The following is a 23629-nucleotide window of genomic DNA, read 5'->3' as shown; positions in this document are numbered from 1 at the left end:
TGACCGCACCGTCGCCTAATAACTCTTAGCCTTTAACGTTTTTAGAGTTTCCCCTGGTGTGCGCCAAGTGCAGCGAAATCACCGATTCCATGTGCTGCATCTGCACAATGCCAGCAAATCTGCCCCTTTTCATAACCGCTGCTATGCTCGTGCCCTCGCTCTGCATCTTGCTGTATGCGCTGTATATCTGCGCATTCGCATCGAATTCGCTCAGCGGCATGCTGATCTTTCCCACGTCTATATTGTTTATGGAGCCTCCGGTCAGCATGCTTCTGGGAAGGCGCGACACGATGTAAATCTTTCCGTTCTCCCTGAAGAGGACTATGTGGGTGTGGCTTTTCATAACTGCCTTGTAAATATCGTACAGCTCAGGCCTTCCTTTAAGCATTGTGTAGTTTTTGCTGACGGCAGCGCTGACCTTTATGCCGCTTGTGTACTCCTTCACATATGCTCCCTGAAGTTCTGCCTTGGCCCCTCCATAAAGGAACACCGCAATGAAGACGTCCCACAGCACTATGAATTCCTTGTAAAGCAGCGAATACCCGTTCTCGACGGCCACGAAGGCTATCGTCCCTATGACAAACAGCACTATTATCGCATTGCTTATGTTTACTGTAAGCTTTGTTGCGGAAAGGAAATCCCTCTTCTTCTCCAGCCAGCTTCTGAGCACCCTGCCGCCATCTAGGGGGAACCACGGCAGTATATTGAATACGGCCAGCAGCAGGTTTAGTATGAACAGAAGCTGCACGAAAAGCTCAATAGTCCCTGCAGGTATGAATATGACTGCTATGCCGAAAATGAACGCAAGCAGGAAGCTTGAAACTGGGCCTGCTATGGCTATCATGAATTCAAGCCTTGGGGGTACCTCGTCCATGTCTATCATCGAGCCGCCTCCAAGCGGGTATAATATTATCTTTTTCACGCTTATGTTGTTTCTTATTGCTGTAACGGAATGTGCCAGCTCGTGCAGGAATACGCAAACGAAAAGCAAAACGAATATTATGAACAGGTTCACGCTTATGGCCAAGGCTAGCAGCATCATCAATATGAAGGTCCAGTGCAGCTCTATCGGTATCCCGTAAATGCTGCCTATGTTTGGCGAAGCTCCTGCCATAGATTCATTTCTGTTCCTATCTATAATAATATTTCTGTGTCTAAGCTATATCGGGAGTCGCATGGGCTCCTAGGATGTTCGAACGTCGGAAAAACTCAACTTCAAGGGCATGCGTTTCATATACGGGGAGCCGGCGCTGCTGATAAGCGCAAAACGCAGCGAATGGCTGGTAATCGGCGACATACACATAGGCGCGGAGCGCAGGATATCTGACAAGGGCGTAAAAATCTATAACCTATGGGAGCAGATGTCAAAGAAACTTCTGTCGCTTGCAGACACGTTTTCGGCCAAAGGCATAGTGCTTCTAGGGGACATAAAGGACAGCATACTTTATCCGGAATCCTGGGGGCAGAACGATATAAAGCATTTCGCAGAATCGCTCTCAAATCTCGAAGTGGTGGCGCTGAGGGGAAACCACGACGCGCACATGGACGAGATAATGGGCATAAAACTGGTGGATGAGATGATGCTCGGCGACTACGCTCTGCTGCATGGCAACAAATGGCCATCAAAAGCTGCGATGTCGAAGAAAGCCCTGATTACGGGCCACAACCACGTTGCGGTCAGGATAATAGACCCAAACGGCGGCATATATTCGGAAAAAGCATGGCTTATAGCCGATATAAACGAGAAAGCTGCAAAAAGGTTCTACGCCTCGTCCAAGGCAAAAAAGCTCGTAGTAATGCCAGCATTCAATCCGCTAATACTTGGCACTGCGGTTGGCGCCGAAAGGAAAGACGAGGACAACATAAGCCCGTTGTTCAGGAACGGAGTTTTCGACTATTCCAATGCGGACGTATACTCTATAGACGGGATATACATGGGAAAAGTAAAAACTCTGAGCTCAAGCTACGAATCCGATAACACAAAAAGAGGGAAGAAGAAAAAGATCAGTCCCTGATTATCGTTATGGGTATTACTCCTTTTTCAAATTCTATCTCCGCAAGATCTAGCGGCTCGGTTATGCCTTCGGGCACCTTTATAAGAGGCGGCGCGCCGTGCGCAAGCTGGAGCGCCCTTGCTCCAACCACTCTTGCTTTTTCAAATTTTGTATATTCTTGCATTGGCATTGGTACACCATCATATTGGGTTTGGCTTGAACCTTTCCTTGGCCTCATGCATGCTCTTATCTACCCTCTTGCGCCACTGCTCGAATTCCTCTGGGCTTTTCGGGTATTGCATGTAAATGGCATTGAGCTCCTTCATCTTGTTGACTGCATAAAGCAGCTCCCTGAAAGCGTTTATGTTCTTTGCGCCCTTCAATGCTATCGAGAACTTGGATGCAAGGCTTAGCTCTGGCATCATGCCCAAAGCCAGCTGGTTGGCCTCCTTGACGCTCAGGAAATTCTTTATCCCGTAATTCAGCACGTCGTTGTTGAGCGACTGCATGTAAATCCTGAAAACTTCCAATCCTGCCGTCTTGTATCCGTATTCCTTGTTGAAATCTATGTTGTATTGCCACAGGCTTTTGACGCTGGTGTCGTTTTCTTCTATCGCCCTGGCTGCATTTTCTCCTGCAAGTATTCCGGATACAAGCGCCGGCCCTATGCCTCCTGCGCTTATCGGATTCGGCATTACCATGCTGTCTCCGGCGCCCATGTAGCCATCATATACCAAGCTTTCCATCTGCCTCCTTACAGCTACGGACCATATGCCCTTGCCGTTGTTGTCCTTGTTGAAGAGCTTGTACTCCTTGTTCTTTATGACCGGATTCCAAGCTATATATTGGTCTATAAGGTTCTGCAGCGTGTCGTTCCTGTTTAATGCTTTGTTCCTTATGTCAAGGCTCCTCTTCTGGACTCCCAGGCCTATGTTCATCTTTCCGTCGCTCTTCGGGAATACCCATCCGTATCCTCCTGGTGCCATTGTCTGGTTCAGGTGTATGAGCGCATTTTTCGGATCATAGTACCTTTCGTCCTCATGATCAAGCTCGAATTCTATAATGTATCTTCCGGTTGACTCTATGTCGTCTATGTCGACGTTCTTTTCCACAAACTTGTTGTCGGGAAGGCGCCTTCTCAGGACTGTGGATATTCCCAGTGCGTCTATCACTATCTTTGACTTGTATATGGTGTGATTCTTTTCCTTGTCCTTGCCGAATATTCCCGCCACTTTGTTGTCTTCCAGAACAGGCCCTTCGACCTCAAATTGCGTGACATAGTTGGCTCCGTTCTTTATTGCGATGTCCCTGAGCTTCCTTTCAAATTCCGGCCTGTCCAAAACGTATCCTACGCCGTCGAAAAGGTATTTGGATTCCAGATCCGGCGAAAGCGCGTACACTCCGTCGACCTTTATGTCAAGCTCGGGCTTGGAGAACGATATCCCTGTCTTTGATGTTATGAAGTCCAGGTGCGACCCGGCTACGGCATCGCCGCATGTCCAGCCCCAGTTGTTCTTCCTTCCTACATTGTCAGGGTCGTTCCTGTCCAAAAGCAATACGCTGCGACCTTTCTTCGCTGCAATGGCTGCAGCAAGATTTCCAGCCATGCCTGCTCCTGCTACTATTATGTCATAGGATTCCTTGGCTTCCATACTAAACACATATGCAAAATTAAGCGTATTTAGTTGTTTCTGCAATCTATTTAAAGTTTCTTATCCGTTGTGCTTCCGGAAGTGCATGGCATCACTGGTTTGGTGCGACTGCGGTCCCTGTTGTATACGGGCCATGCATAAATCGCAGCGAAAAAGTTCCTCTATAGCCAAAGTGCCAAAAGCTAGGGATAGCTTATATATATCTTTCCTATTTTAAATATACTGCTATACCAAGGCTGCAGTAGTACCTACGGGTTTCTTGCGGTGCTATTCTGCAGTATGCACAGCACAAAAGTTGATAACGATGGCAGATTTATCAAGCGAAATCAGGCTCGCAGTTGACAGCGGAGTCACGGCACTGGGTCTTAACAGCGTCATAAAATCGCTCAGGGATGCAAAGGCAAAGCTCATAGTTGTGGCTTCGAAAAACAAGGAGAGCACGATGCAGGACATAGCGCACATGGCCAAAGTAGCCAACGTGCCCATGGAAATATTCGAGGGCAATCCTATGGAGCTAGGAGCAGTGTGCGGAAAGCCGTTCTCGGTGTCAGCAGTTTCAGTGATAGAAGAGGGAAACTCAAACATACTTAAAAGGGATAAAAAATAAACTAAGGGGATAATTTGCCTAATGGAGAATTTGCCGCTAGAAAACTTGTGAAGCAGAGAAAGCATCAGCGCTTGCTGAAGAAATGGCTCAAGAGAAAGAAGCTAAAGCTTAAGCAGAAATACGACCCTATGGGCACAGTTCCAAGGGCCAAGGGTCTGGTTCTGCAGAAGTTCGCAGTCGAGCAGAAGCAGCCGCACTCTGGGCAGATAAAATGCGTAAGGGTCCAGCTCATAAAGAACGGCAAGGTTGTCGGAGCTTTCGTGCCTGGCGACGGAGCAGTAAACTACATAGACGAGCACGACGAAGTCACAATAGAGGGGCTCGGAGGCTCGCAGAGGGGCCAGATGGGCTGCATACCTGGCATGAAATACAAAGTGGTAGAAGTCAACGGAGCCAACATGGTCCAGATTATAAAGGGCAAGAAGGAGAAGCCTAAGAGATGATTTTTATGGCAGAAGAAGAAATCAAGGAAGAGCACAGAAAAGAGCAGAAGAAGCCTGCAAAGAAGAAGGCAGCGCCAAAGCGCAAGGCTGTCGCTTCATCCTCTTCCAGCACCGAGCACAGGCTTTTCAACAAGTATGGCTACAACGTCGAAATACAGGACCTAAGCCTTAAGAACTACATAAGCCTCAGCCCGGAGGAATTCCCGAGCTCATACAGGCGCACGAGCAAGAAGATGTTTTCCAAGGCCAACATAAACATAGTCGAAAGGCTGGAGAACGCGCTCATGAGGGGCGGCACCGGAAAGAAGGTAGGCGGCCGCGTAATAAGAACCGAAGGAAGATTGCAGGGCAAGAAGCTAAAGGTAATGCACATAGTGGAGAACGCCTTCGATATAGTCAACGATCAGACCAAGCAGAATCCTTTGGAAGTATTCATCAGGGCGCTTGAGAACAGCGCGCCAATAGAAGATACTACAAGGATAAGGCAGGGAGGCACGGTTTCAAACATACCTGTGGACATAAGCGCCAGCAGGCGCCTTGATACGGCGCTTAGGAACATATCTACTGCTTCGATAATAGGCGCATTCAACAACAAGAAAACAATTTCAGAAGCTCTGGCCAACGAGATAGTGCTTGCTGCGAACAACGACATAAACAGCTACGCACTAAAGAGGAAAAACGAAATAGAGCGCATGGCAAGGAGCGCGAAGTAATCGGTGTTTTGCAATGGTAAGGAAAGAATACGTAGTGGAAGAAATAACCAAAATAATGAGCGACCTGGACAACATCAGGAACGTGGCCATAATAGCGCACGTTCACCATGGCAAGACAACGCTTACCGACTCGCTATTGGCGAGGGCCGGATTAATATCAAAGGCAGTAGCCGGAGACGTATTATATACCAACTATGAAGCTATAGAAAAGGACAGGAGGATGACGATAAAGTCGGCAAACATATCCTTGGGCTTCGTATACAACGAAAAGGACTACATAATAAACCTGATAGACACTCCGGGTCACGTCGATTTCGGAGGGCACGTAACCAGGTCAATGCGCGCAGTTGACGGAGTAGTGCTGGTGGTCGATCCTGTGGAAGGGGTCATGCCGCAAACAGAAACCGTGCTAAGGCAGGCGCTGAAAGAAAAGGCAAAGCCGGTTCTTTTCGTCAACAAAGTCGACAGGCTTCTGACAGAGCTCAGGCTAACGCCGGAGCAAACATTCGAGAGGCTGCTCAAGCTCATAAACGACATTAACAAGCTCATATCGCAATTCGCCCCTGAGGAATTCGCGGAAAAATGGCAGGTCAGCGTGGAAAAAGGAAGCGTTGCCTTCGGATCCGCCGCAAAGAAGTGGGCGATATCAAAGCCCATAATGGACAAGTACAAGGTCACATTCAAGGACATATTCGCGCTTACTGCTGCCGGGGACGAGAAGAAGCTGCAGGAAGTGGCTCCTATAGACGAGTCAACACTTATAATGATGATAGAGCACCTTCCGAGCCCGCACGTAGCTCAGAGGTACAGAATACCTCAGATATGGCACGGAGACCTGGAATCGCCAGATGGCAAGTCCATGCTCAACACCGATGCATCGGCAAACACCAACATAGTTGTATTCAACATGGTATACGATCCGCACAGCGGCGAAGTGCCTGTCGGAAGGGTATTCTCAGGAGTAGCAAAGAAGGGCACAGAGCTCCACATATCAGGGCTAGCCAATACCCAGAAGATACAGCAGGTGGGCATATACATGGGCCCTGACAGGGTTCAGGTAGACGCCATACCTGCAGGGAATATAGCCGCGCTTATAGGGCTAAAGGACGTTAGCATAGGCGACACGCTTAGCACAGGAATAATAGACCCGTTCGAGCAGATAACCCACTACTCAAAGCCTGTTGTAACAAAAGCCGTAGAGGCAGAGGATTCAAGAGACACTACCAAGCTTATAGAAGCGCTCAGGGAGCTCTCAAAGCAGGATCCGACGATACTCACAGAGATAAACCAGCAGACCGGAGAGCATCTGGTCAGCGGAATGGGCGAACTTCACCTGGAAGTAATAGAGACAAAGCTCAGGGACGAGTTCAAGATACCGATAATAACGAGCCCGCCGATAGTGATATACAGGGAGACGATAACCAGCAAGGCCGGACCTATAGAAGGAAAAACGCCAAACAAGCATTCAAAGTTCTACGTTACTGTGGAGCCTCTTCCAGAAGGCGTCCAGAACGCAATCGACGAGGGAACCATAAGGGAAGGAAAGCCAAAGGGCCAGGCGGCGATAGAAGCCATGGTTGCTGCAGGCCTTGACAGGCTCATTGCCAAGAACGTGGAGGACGTTTCGAACAAGTGCATGCTCGCCGACGTGACGCACGGAGTGCAATACATGAACGAAGTGATGGAGCTTCTGATAGACGGATTCAGGGAGGCCGTAAAGGACGGGCCGCTGGCAAGGGAGAGATGTTCCGGAGTGCTGGTCAGCGTTGTCGATGCAACCATACACGAAGACCCGGTGCACAGGGGCCCTGCCCAGATAATACCTGCGATAAGGAACGCGGTATACGCCGGAATGCTTACTGCCGGTGTAATGCTCTACGAGCCGAAGCAGAACTTTACAATAAACATACCTCAGGAATACATGTCCGGAGTAATAACATTTGTACAGAGCAAGCGCGGACAGGTAGTCAGCGTTACGCAGGAGAACGAACAGGTTTCCATAGTGGCCAAGATGCCTGTAGCCGAGACGCTCAAGGGCTTCTCCAATGATCTGAGGGGTCTTACGCAGGGAAGGGCTATATGGTACACCGAGTTCGCAGGCTATGAAAAGCTGCCAACAGAACTGCAGAACAAGGTAGTCAGAGAAATAAGGCAGCGTAAGGGCCAGAACCCAGAGCCGCCGACTCCAGACCAATTCATGTCCTGACGCGGGAAGGGCCCGTCAGGCTATAAATGCATGACAATAAGAGCCGAAGGCTTTCCAAGTGGATAAGCTGATACTTTTATATATTATGTCCGACGATGGCTGTTTATGCAGAAGTCGAAAAGGCACAGCAACATAGAGCGCCTGATAATAGCGGACATAACGCTGGCAGAAGCAGTCCCTGCGGAGCTGGTTGCAGGGCCAATATCCGAAAGGCTAAATTATTCATATTTCAGCAGTCATGCGCTGAGCCTGCAGGTGAATCTGGCAACACTGCACTATGCCAATATAGCGATTCAAACTGCGGCACTAATAGCCACACTCCCAATAGTGTACTACATCGAGTCAAAGCTTTTCGACGCTGTCTATGCGCCGGCTGCCAAAAGGCTGATGTCAAAGCTGAGAAAGGAAAGTATGGTAAAGAATTCAGAAAGCTTTAAATAAGATTATATCAAAATATTAACTACAAACTCTTCATATACTGGATGAAGTGTAAACCGACGGTGTTTTAAATGGCAAAATCTTACGTGAAGTTCGAAGTATCCAAGGATGTGGCTTCAAAGACATACGAAGCAATGCAGATGGCAAAGCAGTCAGGCAAGCTCAGAAAGGGCATAAACGAAGTGACAAAGAGTGTAGAAAGGGGCTCTGCAACATTCGTAGTCCTTGCAGAGGACATAGAGCCTGAAGAGATTGCGATGCACATACCTCAGCTCTGCGAGCAGAAGAAGATACCTTTTTCATACGTTCCAAGCAAGCTTGAGCTTGGCAAGTCCATAGGGCTCACGGTGCAGTGCGCGGCCATAGCGGTAGAATCCCAGGGAAGCGCATCCCAGGCGATAAAGGACATAATCTCCAAGACAACAGGAACCTCGCAGAAGGCAAAGGCTGAGCCAAAGCAGGAGGCAAAGGCAGAGAAGAAGGAGGAGCCGAAAGCCGAAGCAAAGCCAGAGCACAAAGAGGAGCACAAGCCAGAGCATAAGGAGGAAAAGAAGGAAGAGAAGAAAGAAGAGCCAAAGGAGGAGAAGTCAGAGGAATGACTGAAGCTCCAATGAAGTGATGTTAATGGAAGAAAAACCTGCAAATGCACCAAGCACGCCGGCTCAGGCGCCAGCAGCCCCATCAAACCAGGGGCCATCAAGGCCAGCAATGCAGTTCTCTGGATTCCTTGCGGAAATCGTAGAAATAAACAACAAGGTAAAAACCGGGATGTACGGAGAGGTATACCAGGTCACGTGCAGGATCCTTGAGGGCAAGGACAAGGGCAGGATAATAAGGAGGAACGAAATCGGCCCGATAAAGGTCGGCGACGTTATAAGGCTGCCTGACACGAGCAGGGAAGCAAGGGAAATAAAGGTAAAGTGATCCTATGAAATGCTCTTACTGCTCGAAGGAAATCCCCAAAGGCACTGGAACAGCCTATGTCTTTAGGACTGGCAAGATCAACTATTACTGCAGCTCAAGGTGCTACAAGTACGACATAATACTTCACAGGCACGTGAGCAAGAAGGAGTTCGCAAGCAACAAATAACTTATTCTCATTTTTATTCTTTTTTGTTTTCATATCCTCAGCCACAGCAATCGATAAATATATCTGCGGAAAAATACTATTTGCATGGCTACTTCAAACATATGCCCCAAGTGCGGCACCAACATGCATTTCGTCGAAGAGGACGGGAAGCCTTTCTACCAGTGCAACGCATGCGGCTACAAGACCGAGATACTTGGCTTGGCCGAGCACGAGTGCAGCAAGTGCGGCTACGACAAGGCAATAATGTACTATCACGGGATAGTCTATGGAGACGAAGCCCCATTGGTAATGTACACATGCATTAAATGCGGCAACGTCGACAGGGAAGGCGTCAGCTGATTTTTCTCCCATTGTTTAAAATGTGAAAACCCAAACGCTACGGATATAAATTAATAATAAATCTAAAACCTAAGTAAATGGGCGTATAGAAATCCTGGTTTTAAATTGGAAATAAAATTCATTACTGACGACAGGTTCAGGAAGCTTGATGCTATTTTCAGCATGTTTGGTCAGGGTAGCCTTCCAGAACCCGTAAAGGAGTTCCCTTCTTTCTTTGGCAAGGATGTCTATCTCTCAAGCAGGATATTCGAAGCTTCAGTCTCGATACCCAAAAAGCAATCCATATGGGATGTATGCTTCGATGAAAATCCGGAAAAGGAAATAGAAAAGCCCGAATACGCAGAAATAGTTTCCATGCTCGACAATCTTGACGTGCATCTAGAAAAAGAAAACGACGATTTCTTCAACGAATTAAAGGGAACTATAAGTAATTCCTTCTCACAAAAAATGGAAGAGATAGAAAAGAGCATCTGGGAAATATTCGAAATGGATCTACCAAAAAGGCTTGTAATAATACTTGACAAGCACAACATAAAAACAGGTTCTCACGGGCAAAAGTTGGCGACAAATAAAGACATAAGCGTAATCGGCTACAGGATAGGGGAACTTGCGCTGAAAAAGGACAGGAATGAGCCCGCTTCTGTATTGTTGCACGAATTGCTGCACTGCTTGTTTTCCAGATATAACGTCATTGCAGATAAAAACAAACGCCAATTTGAAGAAGCTGTTTTGAGGTATTTCGCACCTTATGGCTTACTCACGAAAAGGCTCGGCTTGGAAAAGCCAAATGCAAGGGGGACATACATGGACCAGCTAAAAGGTGCTTGCAGCCCGGAAATGGCAAAAAGGCTAAACGAAATAATCCCGAAGTATGCAGAAGTCGCAGACAACGAGGATTTTTGGGAATTCCTTTCGAAAAGCGAGTTAAAAAGCTATATAAACAGGATTTGAAAGAGTGATTTTGCATTGAAACGTATACAATACACCCCAACAGAAAGAGGCTGGTTGAATACAGCTCCAATTGCCGAAGTTTACGTCATAGCCTTACCCTTTTCAGCAGCAGCGAATTGCTTACAACTATTGTCGAACTAAGAGCCATTGCGAAAGCTGACAGTATCGGCAGGGAGTCGTATACCGAAAAGCCTAGCGCTGGCACAAGGACGCCAGCCGCGATCGGCAGCAAGACTATGTTATAGCCAAATGCCCACGCAAGGTTCTGTTTTATCTTGGAAAGGATTTTTGACGAGAGCATGAAGAGCTTCGGTATGTCGTTTATTCTGCTCTTCATCAGCACCACTTGACCAGATTCCATTGCAATGTCCGTCCCTGCGCCTATGGCTATACCCATATCGGCTTGTGACAGTGCAGGGGCATCGTTTATACCGTCGCCCACTACTGCCACTTTTAAACCGCGCGCCTGTAGTTTCTTCACGGCTTCGGCTTTGTCCAAGGGCGAGGCGCCGGCGATGACGTTGTCTATGCCAACCTCCGATGCCACGTGCCGCGCCACTTTCTCGTTGTCCCCTGTGACCATCCATACTTCTATGCCCAATGACCTGAGCTTTGATATGGCCTCTTTGGCGTCTTCTCTTATGCTGTCTGAAACCCCAATATATCCGGCAGTATTGCCGTCGATTTCCACCGACACGATAGTGCTTCCTTCGTGCATGGCTGCAAGGATATTGTCGCCTTTTCCAGTGAATTTGGGCAGCATCTTCTCATTGCCTATCCTTACCCTCTTTCCGTTGATGGTTGCAGATATGCCGCTGCCTGCAGTATAAGAGAAATCAGCGGGCATTGTAAGTCTTATGCCCAAATCCGCGGCGCGCTTTAGCATTGCTTTCGCTATCGGGTGTTCCGACTTCATCTCAGCTGATGCCGCATAGTAAAGCAATTCCGTTTCAGTAATCTTTGCCCTAACTGCTACGCCTGATACCGAGAGCTTTCCTGTGGTTATCGTCCCAGTCTTGTCTAGTATTATGGCGTTTATTTTTCTTGAGAGCTCTATCACATCCCCGCTCTTTATCAGTATCCCGTTCTCCGAGGCCTTGCCCGATCCCACAAGCAACGCTGCAGGGGTGGCTATGCCGAAAGCACATGGGCATGCTATTATTACAACGCTTACGAAAACAAGAACTGCGATGCTTAGGCCCGATGACCCGAAGAGAAACCACCCAAGGCTTGATGCTACTGCAATGCCTATCACCAGTGGCACGAAATATGAGGATACCGTGTCAGCAAGCTTCTGTATCCTCACCCTTTTCGATGCGGCGGCCTCGACTATCGCTATTATCTTTGAAAGGGTCGTATCTGCTCCAGCTTGCCTTACCTGCATTGTCAGGGAGCCTGTGCCGTTTACCGTTGCCCCTATGAGATTGGAGCCGCGCTCTTTCAGCACAGGCATGCTCTCCCCGCTTATTGCGGATTCGTCAACTTCACTTGCGCCTTCTGTGACTATGCCGTCTGCTGGAATTTTTTCTCCAGGCTTTACCAAAAGCATATCCCCAACCCTTATGCTCTTTGCATCTATATCCTTTATGCCTGCACCCTCCAGCCTGTGCACTACGCTGGGCTGGAGCCTGAGCAGCCTGTCGAGTGCTGAAGTCGCGCTCTTTTCCGCAAGGTGCTGCAGGTAGTCTCCCGTAAGGATAAGTGCTATTATCAGCGAGGAGGAATCGAAGTAGACGTTGCTTACCATGCTCGCGTGCGGAGCCAGCACTACGGCAGCGCTATACAACCACGCCGCGCTGGTGCCTATCGCTATGAGCATGTCCATGTTGGTGCCCCTGTTTTTTACAGCATCTACAAACCCTCTGTAAAATTTCAGACCGGGATAGAACTGCACTATGCCGGAAAGCACGAGCAGGACATAAAGATAGTATGGAAAATGGAGTAGGTATGTTATCGCGAGCACGGCTAGCGATATCGGCCACGATATAGCCAAGGACCTTTTAAGGGCATTGAACTCTTTCTCAGGCCTCTCGAACTTTAACTTGCACGAGCCACTGCAGAAATAGTATTTGAGGCCGTTCCTTTCGCTGGTTATGCTGTCGCTGCTTTCGTCCACATACATTCCGCATATTGGATCGTTAGCCATTCAAACACACAAACCATTTCATTGTCTATTGGAGCCAGAGGCAAGGCCCAATATGCTGCCTATGAGCCCTAAAATAAATCCTATGCCGAAGCCCCCCATGTCAGCCACGCTAAGCACCGTGAATATCAGGGCCACTGCAGACCATGTTGCTATTTCGTGCCTTTTCGTGACGTTGAACCTTGAAGCAGCAACAATCATCATTGCGCCTGAAACGATGCCTATCATCCAAACAAGCGAGAATGCACCGTAATAGAAGCCACGAAACATCATGAAGCCCCAGAAACTCCCGAATATTGCTGTCAATATCCCTCCGGCAAGCACGAACATTCCACCTATGAAAACGAGCATGTAAGCGGCTGTCGGCTTTTCCGTAGTCTTTTCACGCCTATGCGATGCCATACTACCACTGTACATATAATTGCTTACCAAATATCTTCATGCAAACGCACCAACAACCTTAAGTTTTGTATCAATTGCCTGAATACTTTTCAGGATTGGCACTAAACTTTTCCTCGCATGCCTTGCTGCAGAAGAAATACTTCTTACCATTGAACGAAACGAACAATGCCTTCTTCTCGTCGACTCCCATTCCGCACACCACATCTTTTACCATGGTTACACCATATATCTTATTTTAGATATATCCTTTAACAGATATATTTATAAATGTTTATTATAATACCTAAAAGATAAAGGTGTACGGAACGAAATCAAAAAACATAAGGATAGAGAGCATCACAAAATTGCTGATAATGCTACTGCTTGAGAACGGTCCGGTGCACGGATACGAGATAATAAAGCATATGAAGAGCAGAACTGGAAAGAAATTAAGTCCCAGCCAAGTATACCCGTTTCTTAGGCAACTGGAAGCAAGAGGCTATATCTCTAAGACCAGATCTGGTACAAGGCAACGCACTGACTACAGGCTTACTGCGAGCGGTAGGGACTTTGTAAGTAGCTTAGATTCAAAGTTTGGCGAAATAATAGACGTCTATATGCGCTCGCGATTAATCACGTGTGCGCATTGCGGGTGCGAGATATATAAGGGTGGTGAGACAAGAACGATAAAAGGCAAAAAACTCACGTTCTGTTGCAAAAGCTGTGCAAATGCATATACCTATAAAGGTGTGTGAGGATAATGAAAACGTACCCGTACTTATTGCCATATCCCTAACAAAATATAGCATATTCTCTTTTTTTGCCAATCTATCATTCCAATATTACTGTATTGTTATATTGCAATGATAGAAATTGATTAAATATCCTATTATAAATAAAATAATCATTAAACGTATTTAGATAGGGATAGAAAATTATATGAAAAATTCCAAAGATAAAAAAGAAACCACGCAATCTAACAAATACGCTGCCATATTAAAATACTTACTCATATCCACTTTAATAGCAATTTTGTTGGCTTCTCTAATCTTATTTATAATACTTTTAGGTTTCAATAACAATAGTGGACATATAACATCTTTATCTGGCTACCACTGCTTCTCACAAATGTTTATCTGTTCACAAAATGTAAATTATTCTCCAACTGGGCAAATATCGTTAAACCTTAGACAAAAGGTAACATACCCAGAAATATACAACGTCAGTTTCCTGTGTACCAGTTACAATAGCACGATAGCCAGTTTTACCAAATTCGGCAGTAGTGTTCTGAATACTACAAACTCAACCATGCCATACAATGTAACTGTACGCGCATCAGATATTCAATGCTACAACAGCACTGGCCCAGTTCATTTAAGTCCAAACACTACATTCAAAGGTGCATTATTCGCAAATTTTTATACAAAAAACGGAACTCGTAACGTTGTGGACGCTGTCGCCATAACAATAATAAGAAAGGGTTAACCTATGAAAGCGAATATTTTGTTGATACTGGTTCCTACGCTTATAATTTTTCTTTTAATCAATTACTTCTTCGCATGCAGCACATTTATACAGAACCCAAACAAAACACAAGTTCTGCAGTACTTCAACCAAGCAAAAATAGACAATGTCTCTGGCATATGCTCTCTGGCTGCGCTTCCGCTTTCTCCGCGCGTGTAGCAAGGTATTTAAAGGTTTATAGCTAAAATAATTGCGGTGTCCTTTATGCTAGCATGAGCTTATGTAGGCTCCTGTATTTGAAAGCATCCGCTTTGTGAAAATACGTTTCTTAGAACCTATAATCTATGCCCGTGCTTTTGGCACTTATGTGATCGTGGTTTTCACGATTGAAACGAGGAGAAGAGCTTGCTAAAATTTTTTACGCCACCTAGAGGATGGCTTGGCTATAGCAGCGATGAAGGCCGTGGCAAGCTGCGATAAGCCCGGGGTAGCCGCAAGTCAGGCTTTGAACCCGGGATTGCCGAATCGTGCCGAGAGGCATGCATACGCGGGGAACTGAAATATCTTAGTACCCGCAGGAAAAGAAAGCTTAATGCGATGCGGTAAGTAATGCGAACGAAAACCGCAGAGGGCGTGCTGAATCCCGCTTTGCAAAAGGTGTGGAGATGTGGCGCAGTGTTGATCCAGAACATGAGTCGAACGCGTTGGAAAGCGCGGCCAAAGAGAGTGACAGCCTCGTAGACGTAGTGCAATGGACTTGCTGCAGACGAGTAAATCCGCTTGAGTATGCGGAGTGAATACGGGGGCATTAAACCCCAACCCTAAATATTGGCTATAGACCGATAGCGAACAAGTAGCGCGAGCGAAAGCTGAAAAGAACCCACACGCGTGGGATTGAAAAGATCTGAAACTAGGTGGTTACATGCAGGTAGGGCACGAAAGGAATGTACCATGCCGAAGCGAAGTACCGAAAGGTATCAGCGAGGCAATGGCGAACAGTGTCCTATCATTCTTCTTGAAGCAAGAGCCAGGGAGTGTATAGGTGTGGCGAGTCGAAAGGCGAAGCGAAAGCGATAGCGCGCAGATTCGAGGCGCATGGTATGAAAATGCCAGAGCCACATTTATACGACCCGAAGCCAATGCGAACTACGCGCGCCCAGGATGAAGCTAGGTTAACGCCTGGTGGAGGTCCGCAACCTGTCATGGCATGTCCTGTTGGGTGAGGCGCGGGTAGCGGCGATATACCTATCGAGCTTGGCAATAGCGGGTCCCCTCTGAAGTATCTTTAGGATAGCTCTGGGCGAGCTTGCACATGCGGTAGAGCTACCGATTAGCGGGTACGGGGTCGAAAGGCCTCCCTCGCTCGTCAAACTCCGAATGCATGCGCTGTGTAGACCCCAGGAGTCGGCGGTGTTGGGTAAGCTAGCACCGCGAGACTACAAAGATAGTGACTAGGGTTAAGGTCCCCAAATCCTAATTGAGTGTGTTAAAGGTGGGGAATGCCGTAGACAGCTGGGAGGTAGGCTCAGAAGCAGCCATCCTTCAAAAAACGCGTAATAGCGTACCAGTTGAGGCATACCTTGCCGAAAATATACGGGGCTAAATTAGGTACCGAGACCCTAGAGTGCGATAAGCACTGGTAAGGGGGCGTGCGGCATGGCACGAAGTATGTCCGGAAGGACATATGGACTATGCTGCAGAGAATATCCTGGTGTTAGTAACAGCAAATATGGGTGAGAATCCCATACACCGTAAGCACACGGTTTTCTTCGCAACGCTCGTCAGCGGAGAGTTAGGCGATCCTAAGAGGCAGGCCAATCACCTTGCCTCAAAAGGGAAGCTGGTTAATATTCCAGCCCCTAACGCGTAGGCGTGGCAACACAAGGCAGATTTCTGACGCTTGGGGATAGGTCCGTAAGAAAGTGCAAAGGGCTGCAGAGTCTCGTTATGAGGAGAAGCAGCTAAATGAACTGTTGGACTGATTTCTTGAGCCCGTGAAAAGGGAATCTGCAACGATCGCGTTAGTCCGTACCTAGAACTAGTACAAGTGTTGCTGGCTTAAAAGGCCAAGGTGTGACGGAATAACCCAGGTTAGGGAATTCGGCAAAATCGTGGTGTAAGTTTTCAACAAACCATGTCTGCGTATAGTATGCGCAGATGTCACTGACAAGGGAACAACGACTGTTTATCAAAAACACAACTCACCGCAAAGCCGTAAGGCTTAGTACAGTGGGTGACGCCTGCTCACCGCCAGTACGTGAATGCCCTTTTCAAGGGGAGTAAGCGCTGGCAAAGAGCGGGAGTAACTCTGACTCTCTTGAGGTAGCGTAATACCTCGTCACTTAATAGGTGACTTGCATGAATGGCGTAACGATTGTTCCACTGTCCCAACCTGGGATCCGGTGAACTCACTGCGCGGTGAATATGCCGCGATCCTCCAGTGGGAAATGAAGTCTCTATGAAGCTTGACTACAGCCTGTTGTTGTTGTCCGGCTTGCTATGCATAGCGTAAGTGGGAGCGTCGAAGCGATCGCTGCGGCGGTCGTGGAGCGACAATGTAACACCACTCTTAGCTTGCCGTACAGCTAACCCGAGAGGGAACAGCTGCAGGTGGGTAGTTAGACTGGACGGTTACTTTCGATAAGGAAACGAAAGCGACCAATGCTCTGCTTAGGCGAGTTGGGAACTCGCTGTTAAGCATAAAGGCAAATGCAGGGCTGACTGTGTGCCGAAAAGCGTGACACGCAGACTGGAAACAGGGGCTTAACGAACGTTGGTAGCTCTTTTAATGGGGCTCCAAGCTGTCAAACAAGTTACTCTAGAGGTAACCGATTCGTCGCCGGTGAGAGTCCGCATCGACCTGGCGCATTGATACATCGATATGGGCTTGAGTTATCCTGGCAGTGTACAAGCCGCCAAGGGTTGGGCTGTACGCCCATTAAAAACTCACATGAGCTGCGTTCAGTACGTCGCGAGACAGTACGGTAGTATCTACTGGAGGTGTTAGTGCCGGAGGATAAGACCCCTTTAATACGAGAGGAACGAGGGATCGGCGCCACTGGTGTACCGGTTGTGTAAGCATTGCCGGGTAGCTACGCGCCCAATGGATAAGTCCTGAAAGCATCTAAGGACGAAGCCAAACCCGAAACGAGGCACTGGAGCGGTCGCAATAGACGACTTTGATAGGACGGGTGCGTAAGCAGGGAGCTTTTGCGACCTGTGAACATTCCGTTACTAAAGCTCAACTTAGCAAGCTTTTCTCCGATGACATTCTGATTTTGTTTGTCTCATAATCCAGCTGTGCCGCTCAAACCCTGAAATCGATTCTCGACATAAAACGCCCCTGCGCCTTCCGGCTTTGTTTACCAAGTGTCATGAAACGGGTTCAGCACAAACCCTCTGCTGCATAATCGTTTTTCTGTAGAACAGAAAATTATATATATTGTTCTGTAAAAAAACAATATATGGAAATTGAAGATATATTCGAGGAATGGAATGCCTACTCAAAATCAAAAAGGCTAAAGCCAAGGGATATGGATTTTGGAAAAATGATAAAATACTCAGACATAAAAATAGTCGGTCTGACAGGCATAAGGCGTTCCGGAAAATCGAGCGTAATGATGCTGCTCTATCAGGAGCTTGCAAAGCGCAACGAGAAGGTATGCTACATAAATATGGAAGACGACAGACTAAAGAGCTTCGAAAACCCTCTGGACGCCCTGCTAAAATGGTTTGGAGAAGACGGTTACATGCTCCTCGACGAAATAACGTCTATCAGGGGCTGGGAGGGTTGGCTCTCGAGGGTGCACGAACAGCTGAAGGGCAAGCTCAAGCTAATAGTGTCGTCGTCAATAGCGAGCTTCTCCATGCCAAACAAGCCCTTGAGGGGCCGGATACTTGATTTTGAATTATATCCGCTATCTTTCAAGGAATATCTCGCTTTCAGAGGAACGCACATTGAAAAGACAACTGCAGGAAAAGGGGTTCTTGAGAAAGCGTTCAAGGAATACCTGCTCTACGGTGGCTTTCCTGAAGTGGCTTCTGTCGATGGCAGCATAGACAAGATTAGGATTATAAGCTCGTATTTCTTTGATATAGTAGGTCTCGACGTAGCCGAAGCCAGTTCGGAGGAGATAAGCCTAGTCGATACGTTTGCAAGATATCTTTTGCAATCCAGTTATTTTTCTGCTTCGAAGTGCATGAACTTCATAAGCGGTCTTGGTTATAAAGCTGGAAAGGAAAAATTTCTCAGGCTGGAACGTTATTCGCAGACTGCATACTTGTTCTTCTTTTCCCAAATATTTTCTAAAAGCATAAAGGCAATAAAACAGTATCCACGGAAGGTGTATGCCGGAGACACTGGCTTTTACCATGGGATTACAGGCAGGGAGGATCTGGGGATAACGTTCGAAACGCTTGTGTACCTTGAGCTAAGGAGGCGCCTGAAGCAGGGCAGTGAAATATCATATTTCAAGGACAAAGAAGGGCATGAAGCGGATTTTATAATAAGGAATGGCAACAGCGTTGAGGGGATATTTCAGGCTTCATACTATATAAAAGAGGACAAAACCATGGATAGGGAAGTTGCAGGATCCATCGCAGCCGCAAAAGCTCTTGGCTTAAAAAAAGCCCTAATAATAACAATGGGGGATTCCCATATTAAAGAAAACAGCGGAATAAAACTGGAGTTCGTAAATGCTATAAATTGGATTTTATCAAAATGATACGAAAGGCCGAAGGATGCATATCCATGCTTTGTTCCCTGCCTTATATTATCCTGTTGCCAGAGCTCAACTTAGCAAGCTTTTCTCCGATGACATTCTGATTTTGTTTGCCTTTGGTTTTCGGTTAGTGCAAGCATTGCGATGCTTTTTATAAAAAGGCAAACAAGATGATTTTAATCAAGCTTTAATAATTTCTCAACATTAAGAAAATAGATCACATGGAAAGAATCATAAAAGAAAGCAATTCTCTCATAATAAAAAAGGCAAAGGCCTACGATCCGCATCTAAAGCCGGTATCCGAAGGGCACAGCTTCGTGGAATTCACAGTCATAAACGAAAAAACGAGCTTGGAAATAATAAAAGCTGCCTATATGAACGCCGCATCCTGCTTCGAGGAGAAAAGAAATATAGCGAAAAGCATCGGGGTGGAACTGTTGCTGTTTATTGCGGGTACCGATCAGATAGGCGCAGCGATAAAAGCGCTCAGCCCGAAAGCCGGCGAAGATTTCCTTGTAATATCAAACTCAAAAAAACTCTATGGAAAGATATCCTCGACGCTGAAGGCATCAACGTTCAATCCAAAGCCAATGAGCAGGCATAAGCTTGAAAAAGAATTGGAGAAGATGGTACTGTCAAGGCTCTGATTCCCCATATTTTCCGTTGAGTATCCTGAGTATGCTCTCGGCCTTTTTTTCGCCTATTTTGTCGACTTTTCTTAGCTCCTTGACATCGGCGCAGGATATCGCCTCTATGCTTCCAAAATGTTTTAGCAGAAGCCTTGCGAGCTTAAGCCCTATCCCTGGAACATTCGCAATTACGTTTTCCATATACTCGGCATCTGAGAATGCCCTCCTGCCATTTTTCCGCGTCGGCTCGCGCAGGCCGTTCTGCTCCTGTTTGGCCATGGTCAATATTATCGAAGCGGTATCCTGCGGGCTGTTGGACGTTATAACGGGTATTCCGTACCTTATGTATACAGATATTATCGCTCCGTTTATCACGTTGTGCTTGAGCTTGAATTCCGACGAGTCTCCCTCAAGCACTATTATCGGTAGCTCATAGGCTTTTTTCATCCTCTCTATCTGGTCGAACAGCCTGCCGTCGATTATCGACTTTTCGAAATCGGGAACGGTCTTGCGTTCTATGCAAAGCCGGTCAGATATCAGATAATCCCCTATGTCCAGGGTATCAATGCTCGCTTCTATTCCAAAATCACAAAGCGAATCAAGAAGCTCGACGTTTCTTTCGCGCTGGTCAACTATAACTCTTACGCGATTCATGCTCTCATGCTTTCGAGAATGTTATTCCGCTCACCAGAACTGTTGACGTATTTGCGGCTTCAGACGGTATGAATAATATGGGGTTGGGATTTCCTGCGCTCATGTTCATGTAAAAGCTGTAGTACTTAAGGCTCTTGTTTATCGTAAAGTTTGCTACAAGCCTGTATCCTGTGCTTGTGGCCTCTGCAACCTTCAAAGACGAGCCGTTTACTTCGCCTATTGCATAAAAGCTTACCGATGTGTTGTCTATGCTGTTGTGCTTGGTTGAATTTGTTATGTTGTATATCGGGGCGTAAACCGTTATCGGGCCCGGATACGTAGGCAGAAACATGTTGTAATCGCTTCCGTTGTATGCTATCCTGTATTCGCTCCAGTCTGGGAGATATGGATAGGATATGTAGCTCCTGTTGACTATGGCGTCCTCGGTTGCCCTTGTCGCAAATGCTATGGTATTATTCCCATTATATACTGGTTTTCCGAAGAGTGATGCGAGATAATCCTCCATGCCGAGCAGGTTGCCTGCTCCGAATGCGCTCTTGTCCAAAGTAACCGCAGAAATCTGGTAACTGTACATGGAATACAATGTCTCGTTGGTATAATTTTCATTGACTGGAGAAGTATAATTGAAACCGTTTCCATCCAGAAGGTTTTCTACCTGCACGGTTATGGGTATGTTGTATACTGATAGGAACTGCGTAGCGTTTTCCCTTCCGAAGTAGCCGCCTACGAATGGCTTTTTGGACAGCGCGGCGTAATAGTTTGCAAGCCCCTCGTCAAGCAAAGGCTGCGTGGTGTTCGAATATTCCAATATCGGCAGCGAAAGAACGCTGAAGCTCGAATTGACGCTGCCAAGGCTCTTGTAAAATGTACTATTCGGAACAGGTGTTGACAGTACCGATGCACTGGCCGACGTATGCGGGATTCCGCTGCTGCCAATTATGAAAATTATTGCTGCAATGCCAACCAATGCATATGCGTTCTGCTTCTTGTTTTTCAATATTTTTATCTTGTCTTTCGAAAGGATTTCAGAAAAGCCTATAGCTGCAAGCACGTCCAATCCTATGGTTCCTACGATAAAGAACCTTCCTGGCTCTCTTATCACGTTCAATCCGTGTATCGCATGGTAAATAAGGTATATCGTCGGTATGCTTGTTATCCTGCTGCCTATCTGGACGTAAGGGCCCAGGGAAAGCCACGCGAAGAAAATTGCTATTGCGGCCCACAGCAGATACCTCTTCCTATGTGCCTTTATGTCAAAATATGCCCCTGCAAGCGCAAGCAGCAACGGTATGTAACCAATATAACCTATTCTTTCGGTTGGGTCATACCCGAATGTAGAACTGAAATACGAAGAGCTTGCGCCAGGGTTGAATACCCCGTTGTAATAGCTCGGGACGAAGAAAGAGAGCACGTTGTTGCTCCACTGTTCGTTGTCCGTGACGTTGTTGAGGTACTGCGCCGCGCTTATGCCTCCCTTCTGGGTAAGCGTATGTATTAACGGGAGGAATCCCCATGAGCCCAGCACGAACGCAATAACCACTCCAAGGATTATGGTTATCCAAAGCGCCTTGCTGAATATGAGCTTCTTGCTCTGCTTGTAATAAAGCTCGTATATGAGATAAAGCACTATTACCAAAACTGCAAGCATAATGGACATTATAGCTTTCTCGTAGCCGCCCAGGAATGTTATGAAAACGAAAGATACGCCGATCCCAAGTGCATTTGTCACTATCCCATACTTGCTATTGCTTCCATATATTGCGCGCAGCAGGAAATAGAGCAGCACGGGAATGAAGCCTATGTCTACCCAGTTCATGTGCCCATATGCCTGGGCAACGTGCGCCGCGCTGAATGCATAGAAAAGCCCTGCCAGGAATGCAGCATATCCGTTCTTTGTTATGTACTCGGCAAGCACGAACATGCCGAAGGCGCTTATTAGCATGCCTACAAGCAATGTCACGTTATAGGCTATTATAAGCCCAAACGCCTGGAACGGAAGGGATATTATTCCAGTAAGCGGAGCTATCGTCTGGTAAACCAGATTTGCACCAACTGGCCAGAATATGCTATAAGTGTAATAAAGGCCGGCATGCGATGAGAGCGCATATCCTGTCCACCAAATCTCCCACACGTTAAGGAAAGAATCCCCTCCTGTGCCAGGTACCACTGTGCCTATGTGCGAAAAGACGGGATTGAAAACAAGCAGCGTTATTAGAATATAAAGAACTAACGCAGTAAGCGTCTTCTTGTTGAATGCCTTCTTTGCGATGTTTCTGGCTATTTCGTTGCCTTTGGTCTTGGCATATCCCTTTGCATCATGCCCTGCATGTGCTATCTCTGTATTGCCAACCTTCTGGTCTTCCTGCTTGGCGGTGCTTTCTTCTTCCGCCTTTGTGCTTTCGGCCATTGATACACAGTTTGCGCATATTTTAAAAGCTTAAATCTTCAATATTAGCTTGCCTACACAGTATTTGTTTTCGATAAGAACATTGGTTTTGAAGATGTATGATTATTCCAAGCTAACAATAATAATACCTACCCTTAATGAGGCTAAAAATATAAAGATACTAATAGGGAAGCTTTTACAAATGTATAAGGGGGTACACATAATAGTGGCGGACGACGGCTCGAAGGATGCCACCAAGGCCGAAGCCCTGTCATTTTCAGGTGCCAATGACGTTTTCTTCCTTGATAGGTCCAAGGAGAAGGTGCACGGCCTAACCGCAAGCGTGCTTGACGCGGTGGAAATGGTAAAAACCAGGGACGTAATAGTAATGGATGCCGACTTGCAGCATCCTCCCGAAAAAGTGGCAAAACTTGCAGAAGCTCTCGAAAGCTGCAACCTCGCCATAGGCGTAAGGCAGGAGGTTAAGGACTGGGGCATATACAGGAAAATAGTCTCGAAGTCGGTATCCACATTTTGCAACACCGTTTTCGCGATAAGGGGCAAGAAAACCTCGAGCGACATAATGTCAGGGTTTTTCGCAATCAAGAGCGACCTCTTCAAATCCATAATATCAAAGCACAAGGATTCATACATTGGGACCGGTTACAAGGTGCTTCTGGAAACGCTAAAGTTCATAAACTCAAACGAGAAGGTTGTCGAGGTCCCATACACCGGCTTTCACGAGAGGGTATACGGCAAGTCCAAGGCAGGGGCCAAGCAGCTAAAGGATATAATAAGGGCAACCCTAAGGTAAGTCA

General features: G+C 46.9%; 23 protein-coding genes and 1 rRNA gene. 16 read left to right on the top strand and 8 right to left on the bottom strand.

Going from position 1 to position 23629, the window contains the following annotated elements; all coding sequences use genetic code 11:
* Positions 1-25 precede the first annotated feature (25 nt).
* Positions 26-1114, bottom strand: a complete 1089-nt coding sequence (locus Micr_RS05290) for a M50 family metallopeptidase (RefSeq protein ID WP_203134627.1) — start codon at positions 1112-1114, stop codon at positions 26-28.
* Between the two features lie 109 nt (positions 1115-1223).
* Between Micr_RS05290 and Micr_RS05285 the strand changes: the two genes are divergently transcribed.
* Positions 1224-2015: a metallophosphoesterase gene (locus Micr_RS05285; RefSeq protein ID WP_203134626.1), complete on the top strand. Its 792-nt coding sequence runs from the start codon at positions 1224-1226 to the stop codon at positions 2013-2015.
* Here Micr_RS05285 and Micr_RS05280 read toward each other — a convergent pair.
* Both Micr_RS05280 and Micr_RS05275 read right to left on the bottom strand, forming a co-directional pair.
* Positions 2005-2178 carry a DNA-directed RNA polymerase subunit K gene (locus tag Micr_RS05280; protein ID WP_203135138.1) on the bottom strand — a complete coding sequence of 58 codons (174 nt, stop codon included), beginning with the start codon at positions 2176-2178 and terminating at the stop codon, positions 2005-2007. The genes Micr_RS05285 and Micr_RS05280 overlap by 11 nt on opposite strands.
* 16 nt (positions 2179-2194) lie before the next feature.
* Positions 2195-3646, bottom strand: coding sequence for a dehydrogenase (locus Micr_RS05275; protein ID WP_203134625.1), 1452 nt, complete (start codon positions 3644-3646; stop codon positions 2195-2197).
* Between the two features lie 304 nt (positions 3647-3950).
* Here Micr_RS05275 and Micr_RS05270 point away from each other — a divergent pair, with 304 nt between their 5' ends.
* From Micr_RS05270 to Micr_RS05225, 10 genes are all read left to right on the top strand, one after another.
* A complete protein-coding gene (locus Micr_RS05270) occupies positions 3951-4253 on the top strand; it encodes a 50S ribosomal protein L30e (protein WP_203134624.1) in 303 nt (100 codons plus the stop codon).
* Positions 4254-4267: 14 nt separating this feature from the next.
* Positions 4268-4696, top strand: a complete 429-nt coding sequence (locus tag Micr_RS05265; RefSeq protein WP_203134623.1) for a 30S ribosomal protein S12 — start codon at positions 4268-4270, stop codon at positions 4694-4696.
* A 5-nt stretch (positions 4697-4701) separates the two neighbouring features.
* On the top strand, positions 4702-5409 hold the full coding sequence (gene rpsG / locus Micr_RS05260) for a 30S ribosomal protein S7 (protein ID WP_203134622.1): 708 nt from the start codon (positions 4702-4704) through the stop codon (positions 5407-5409).
* A gap of 13 nt (positions 5410-5422) precedes the next feature.
* Positions 5423-7615, top strand: a complete 2193-nt coding sequence (locus Micr_RS05255; protein ID WP_203134621.1) for an elongation factor EF-2 — start codon at positions 5423-5425, stop codon at positions 7613-7615.
* Positions 7616-7720: 105 nt separating this feature from the next.
* Positions 7721-8056: a hypothetical protein gene (locus Micr_RS05250; protein WP_203134620.1), complete on the top strand. Its 336-nt coding sequence runs from the start codon at positions 7721-7723 to the stop codon at positions 8054-8056.
* Positions 8057-8124: 68 nt separating this feature from the next.
* On the top strand, positions 8125-8652 hold the full coding sequence (gene rpl7ae / locus Micr_RS05245; RefSeq protein WP_203134619.1) for a 50S ribosomal protein L7Ae: 528 nt from the start codon (positions 8125-8127) through the stop codon (positions 8650-8652).
* Positions 8653-8761: 109 nt separating this feature from the next.
* The gene (gene rps28e / locus Micr_RS05240; protein ID WP_203135137.1) at positions 8762-8977 is read left to right on the top strand and encodes a 30S ribosomal protein S28e; all 216 of its coding nucleotides are present in this window, start codon (positions 8762-8764) and stop codon (positions 8975-8977) included.
* A gap of 4 nt (positions 8978-8981) precedes the next feature.
* Entirely contained in the window at positions 8982-9143 is a 162-nt protein-coding gene (locus tag Micr_RS05235; protein ID WP_203134618.1) for a 50S ribosomal protein L24e, read from the top strand.
* 84 nt (positions 9144-9227) lie between these two features.
* Positions 9228-9482, top strand: a complete 255-nt coding sequence (locus tag Micr_RS05230; protein WP_203134617.1) for a zf-TFIIB domain-containing protein — start codon at positions 9228-9230, stop codon at positions 9480-9482.
* Between the two features lie 105 nt (positions 9483-9587).
* Positions 9588-10433, top strand: coding sequence for a hypothetical protein (locus Micr_RS05225; protein WP_203134616.1), 846 nt, complete (start codon positions 9588-9590; stop codon positions 10431-10433).
* Positions 10434-10518: 85 nt separating this feature from the next.
* Here Micr_RS05225 and Micr_RS05220 read toward each other — a convergent pair whose 3' ends face one another.
* The 3 genes from Micr_RS05220 to Micr_RS05210 all read right to left on the bottom strand — a co-directional run bounded on the left by Micr_RS05220 (position 10519) and on the right by Micr_RS05210 (position 13192).
* The gene (locus tag Micr_RS05220; protein WP_203134615.1) at positions 10519-12579 is read right to left on the bottom strand and encodes a heavy metal translocating P-type ATPase; all 2061 of its coding nucleotides are present in this window, start codon (positions 12577-12579) and stop codon (positions 10519-10521) included.
* An 18-nt stretch (positions 12580-12597) separates the two neighbouring features.
* On the bottom strand, positions 12598-12978 hold the full coding sequence (locus Micr_RS05215; protein ID WP_203134614.1) for a hypothetical protein: 381 nt from the start codon (positions 12976-12978) through the stop codon (positions 12598-12600).
* A 70-nt stretch (positions 12979-13048) separates the two neighbouring features.
* On the bottom strand, positions 13049-13192 hold the full coding sequence (locus Micr_RS05210; RefSeq protein ID WP_203134613.1) for a YHS domain-containing protein: 144 nt from the start codon (positions 13190-13192) through the stop codon (positions 13049-13051).
* Between the two features lie 139 nt (positions 13193-13331).
* On the opposite strand from Micr_RS05210, the gene Micr_RS05320 reads away from it, so the two are divergent.
* The 4 genes from Micr_RS05320 (at position 13332) to cgi121 (ending at position 19789) form a co-directional block, all read left to right on the top strand.
* The gene (locus Micr_RS05320) at positions 13332-13712 is read left to right on the top strand and encodes a PadR family transcriptional regulator (protein ID WP_226803589.1); all 381 of its coding nucleotides are present in this window, start codon (positions 13332-13334) and stop codon (positions 13710-13712) included.
* A 1115-nt stretch (positions 13713-14827) separates the two neighbouring features.
* Positions 14828-17678 (top strand): 23S ribosomal RNA (locus Micr_RS05200).
* 207 nt (positions 17679-17885) lie between these two features.
* On the top strand, positions 17886-19145 hold the full coding sequence (locus tag Micr_RS05195) for an ATP-binding protein (protein ID WP_203134611.1): 1260 nt from the start codon (positions 17886-17888) through the stop codon (positions 19143-19145).
* A gap of 218 nt (positions 19146-19363) precedes the next feature.
* Positions 19364-19789, top strand: coding sequence for a KEOPS complex subunit Cgi121 (cgi121, locus tag Micr_RS05190; protein WP_203134610.1), 426 nt, complete (start codon positions 19364-19366; stop codon positions 19787-19789).
* Here the strand turns inward: cgi121 and Micr_RS05185 are convergent.
* Positions 19778-20425: an ERCC4 domain-containing protein gene (locus Micr_RS05185; RefSeq protein ID WP_203134609.1), complete on the bottom strand. Its 648-nt coding sequence runs from the start codon at positions 20423-20425 to the stop codon at positions 19778-19780. The two genes, cgi121 and Micr_RS05185, sit on opposite strands and share 12 nt — an antisense overlap.
* 4 nt (positions 20426-20429) lie before the next feature.
* Entirely contained in the window at positions 20430-22832 is a 2403-nt protein-coding gene (locus Micr_RS05180; RefSeq protein WP_203134608.1) for a hypothetical protein, read from the bottom strand.
* Between the two features lie 94 nt (positions 22833-22926).
* Between Micr_RS05180 and Micr_RS05175 the strand changes: the two genes are divergently transcribed.
* Entirely contained in the window at positions 22927-23625 is a 699-nt protein-coding gene (locus tag Micr_RS05175) for a glycosyltransferase (RefSeq protein ID WP_203134607.1), read from the top strand.
* Positions 23626-23629 lie beyond the last annotated feature (4 nt).

Origin of the sequence: Candidatus Micrarchaeum sp., assembly GCF_016806735.1 — an archaeon.
Classification (GTDB): Archaea; Micrarchaeota; Micrarchaeia; order Micrarchaeales; family Micrarchaeaceae; genus Micrarchaeum_A; species Micrarchaeum_A acidiphilum_A.
Note: the sequence above shows the minus strand (reverse complement) of the source record. Positions and strands in the feature narration are given on the sequence as shown.

Coding starts and splice junctions, on each gene's coding strand:
- Micr_RS05290 (WP_203134627.1), bottom strand. CDS start 1,114: ATGGCAGGAGCTTCGCCAAACATAGGCAGCATTTACGGGATACCGATA.
- Micr_RS05285 (WP_203134626.1), top strand. CDS start 1,224: ATGCGTTTCATATACGGGGAGCCGGCGCTGCTGATAAGCGCAAAACGC.
- Micr_RS05280 (WP_203135138.1), bottom strand. CDS start 2,178: ATGCAAGAATATACAAAATTTGAAAAAGCAAGAGTGGTTGGAGCAAGG.
- Micr_RS05275 (WP_203134625.1), bottom strand. CDS start 3,646: ATGGAAGCCAAGGAATCCTATGACATAATAGTAGCAGGAGCAGGCATG.
- Micr_RS05270 (WP_203134624.1), top strand. CDS start 3,951: ATGGCAGATTTATCAAGCGAAATCAGGCTCGCAGTTGACAGCGGAGTC.
- rpsG (WP_203134622.1), top strand. CDS start 4,702: ATGGCAGAAGAAGAAATCAAGGAAGAGCACAGAAAAGAGCAGAAGAAG.
- Micr_RS05255 (WP_203134621.1), top strand. CDS start 5,423: ATGGTAAGGAAAGAATACGTAGTGGAAGAAATAACCAAAATAATGAGC.
- Micr_RS05250 (WP_203134620.1), top strand. CDS start 7,721: ATGCAGAAGTCGAAAAGGCACAGCAACATAGAGCGCCTGATAATAGCG.
- rpl7ae (WP_203134619.1), top strand. CDS start 8,125: ATGGCAAAATCTTACGTGAAGTTCGAAGTATCCAAGGATGTGGCTTCA.
- rps28e (WP_203135137.1), top strand. CDS start 8,762: ATGCAGTTCTCTGGATTCCTTGCGGAAATCGTAGAAATAAACAACAAG.
- Micr_RS05235 (WP_203134618.1), top strand. CDS start 8,982: ATGAAATGCTCTTACTGCTCGAAGGAAATCCCCAAAGGCACTGGAACA.
- Micr_RS05230 (WP_203134617.1), top strand. CDS start 9,228: ATGGCTACTTCAAACATATGCCCCAAGTGCGGCACCAACATGCATTTC.
- Micr_RS05220 (WP_203134615.1), bottom strand. CDS start 12,579: ATGGCTAACGATCCAATATGCGGAATGTATGTGGACGAAAGCAGCGAC.
- Micr_RS05215 (WP_203134614.1), bottom strand. CDS start 12,978: ATGGCATCGCATAGGCGTGAAAAGACTACGGAAAAGCCGACAGCCGCT.
- Micr_RS05210 (WP_203134613.1), bottom strand. CDS start 13,192: ATGGTAAAAGATGTGGTGTGCGGAATGGGAGTCGACGAGAAGAAGGCA.
- Micr_RS05320 (WP_226803589.1), top strand. CDS start 13,332: ATGCTACTGCTTGAGAACGGTCCGGTGCACGGATACGAGATAATAAAG.
- Micr_RS05195 (WP_203134611.1), top strand. CDS start 17,886: ATGGAAATTGAAGATATATTCGAGGAATGGAATGCCTACTCAAAATCA.
- cgi121 (WP_203134610.1), top strand. CDS start 19,364: ATGGAAAGAATCATAAAAGAAAGCAATTCTCTCATAATAAAAAAGGCA.
- Micr_RS05185 (WP_203134609.1), bottom strand. CDS start 20,425: ATGAATCGCGTAAGAGTTATAGTTGACCAGCGCGAAAGAAACGTCGAG.
- Micr_RS05180 (WP_203134608.1), bottom strand. CDS start 22,832: ATGGCCGAAAGCACAAAGGCGGAAGAAGAAAGCACCGCCAAGCAGGAA.
- Micr_RS05175 (WP_203134607.1), top strand. CDS start 22,927: ATGTATGATTATTCCAAGCTAACAATAATAATACCTACCCTTAATGAG.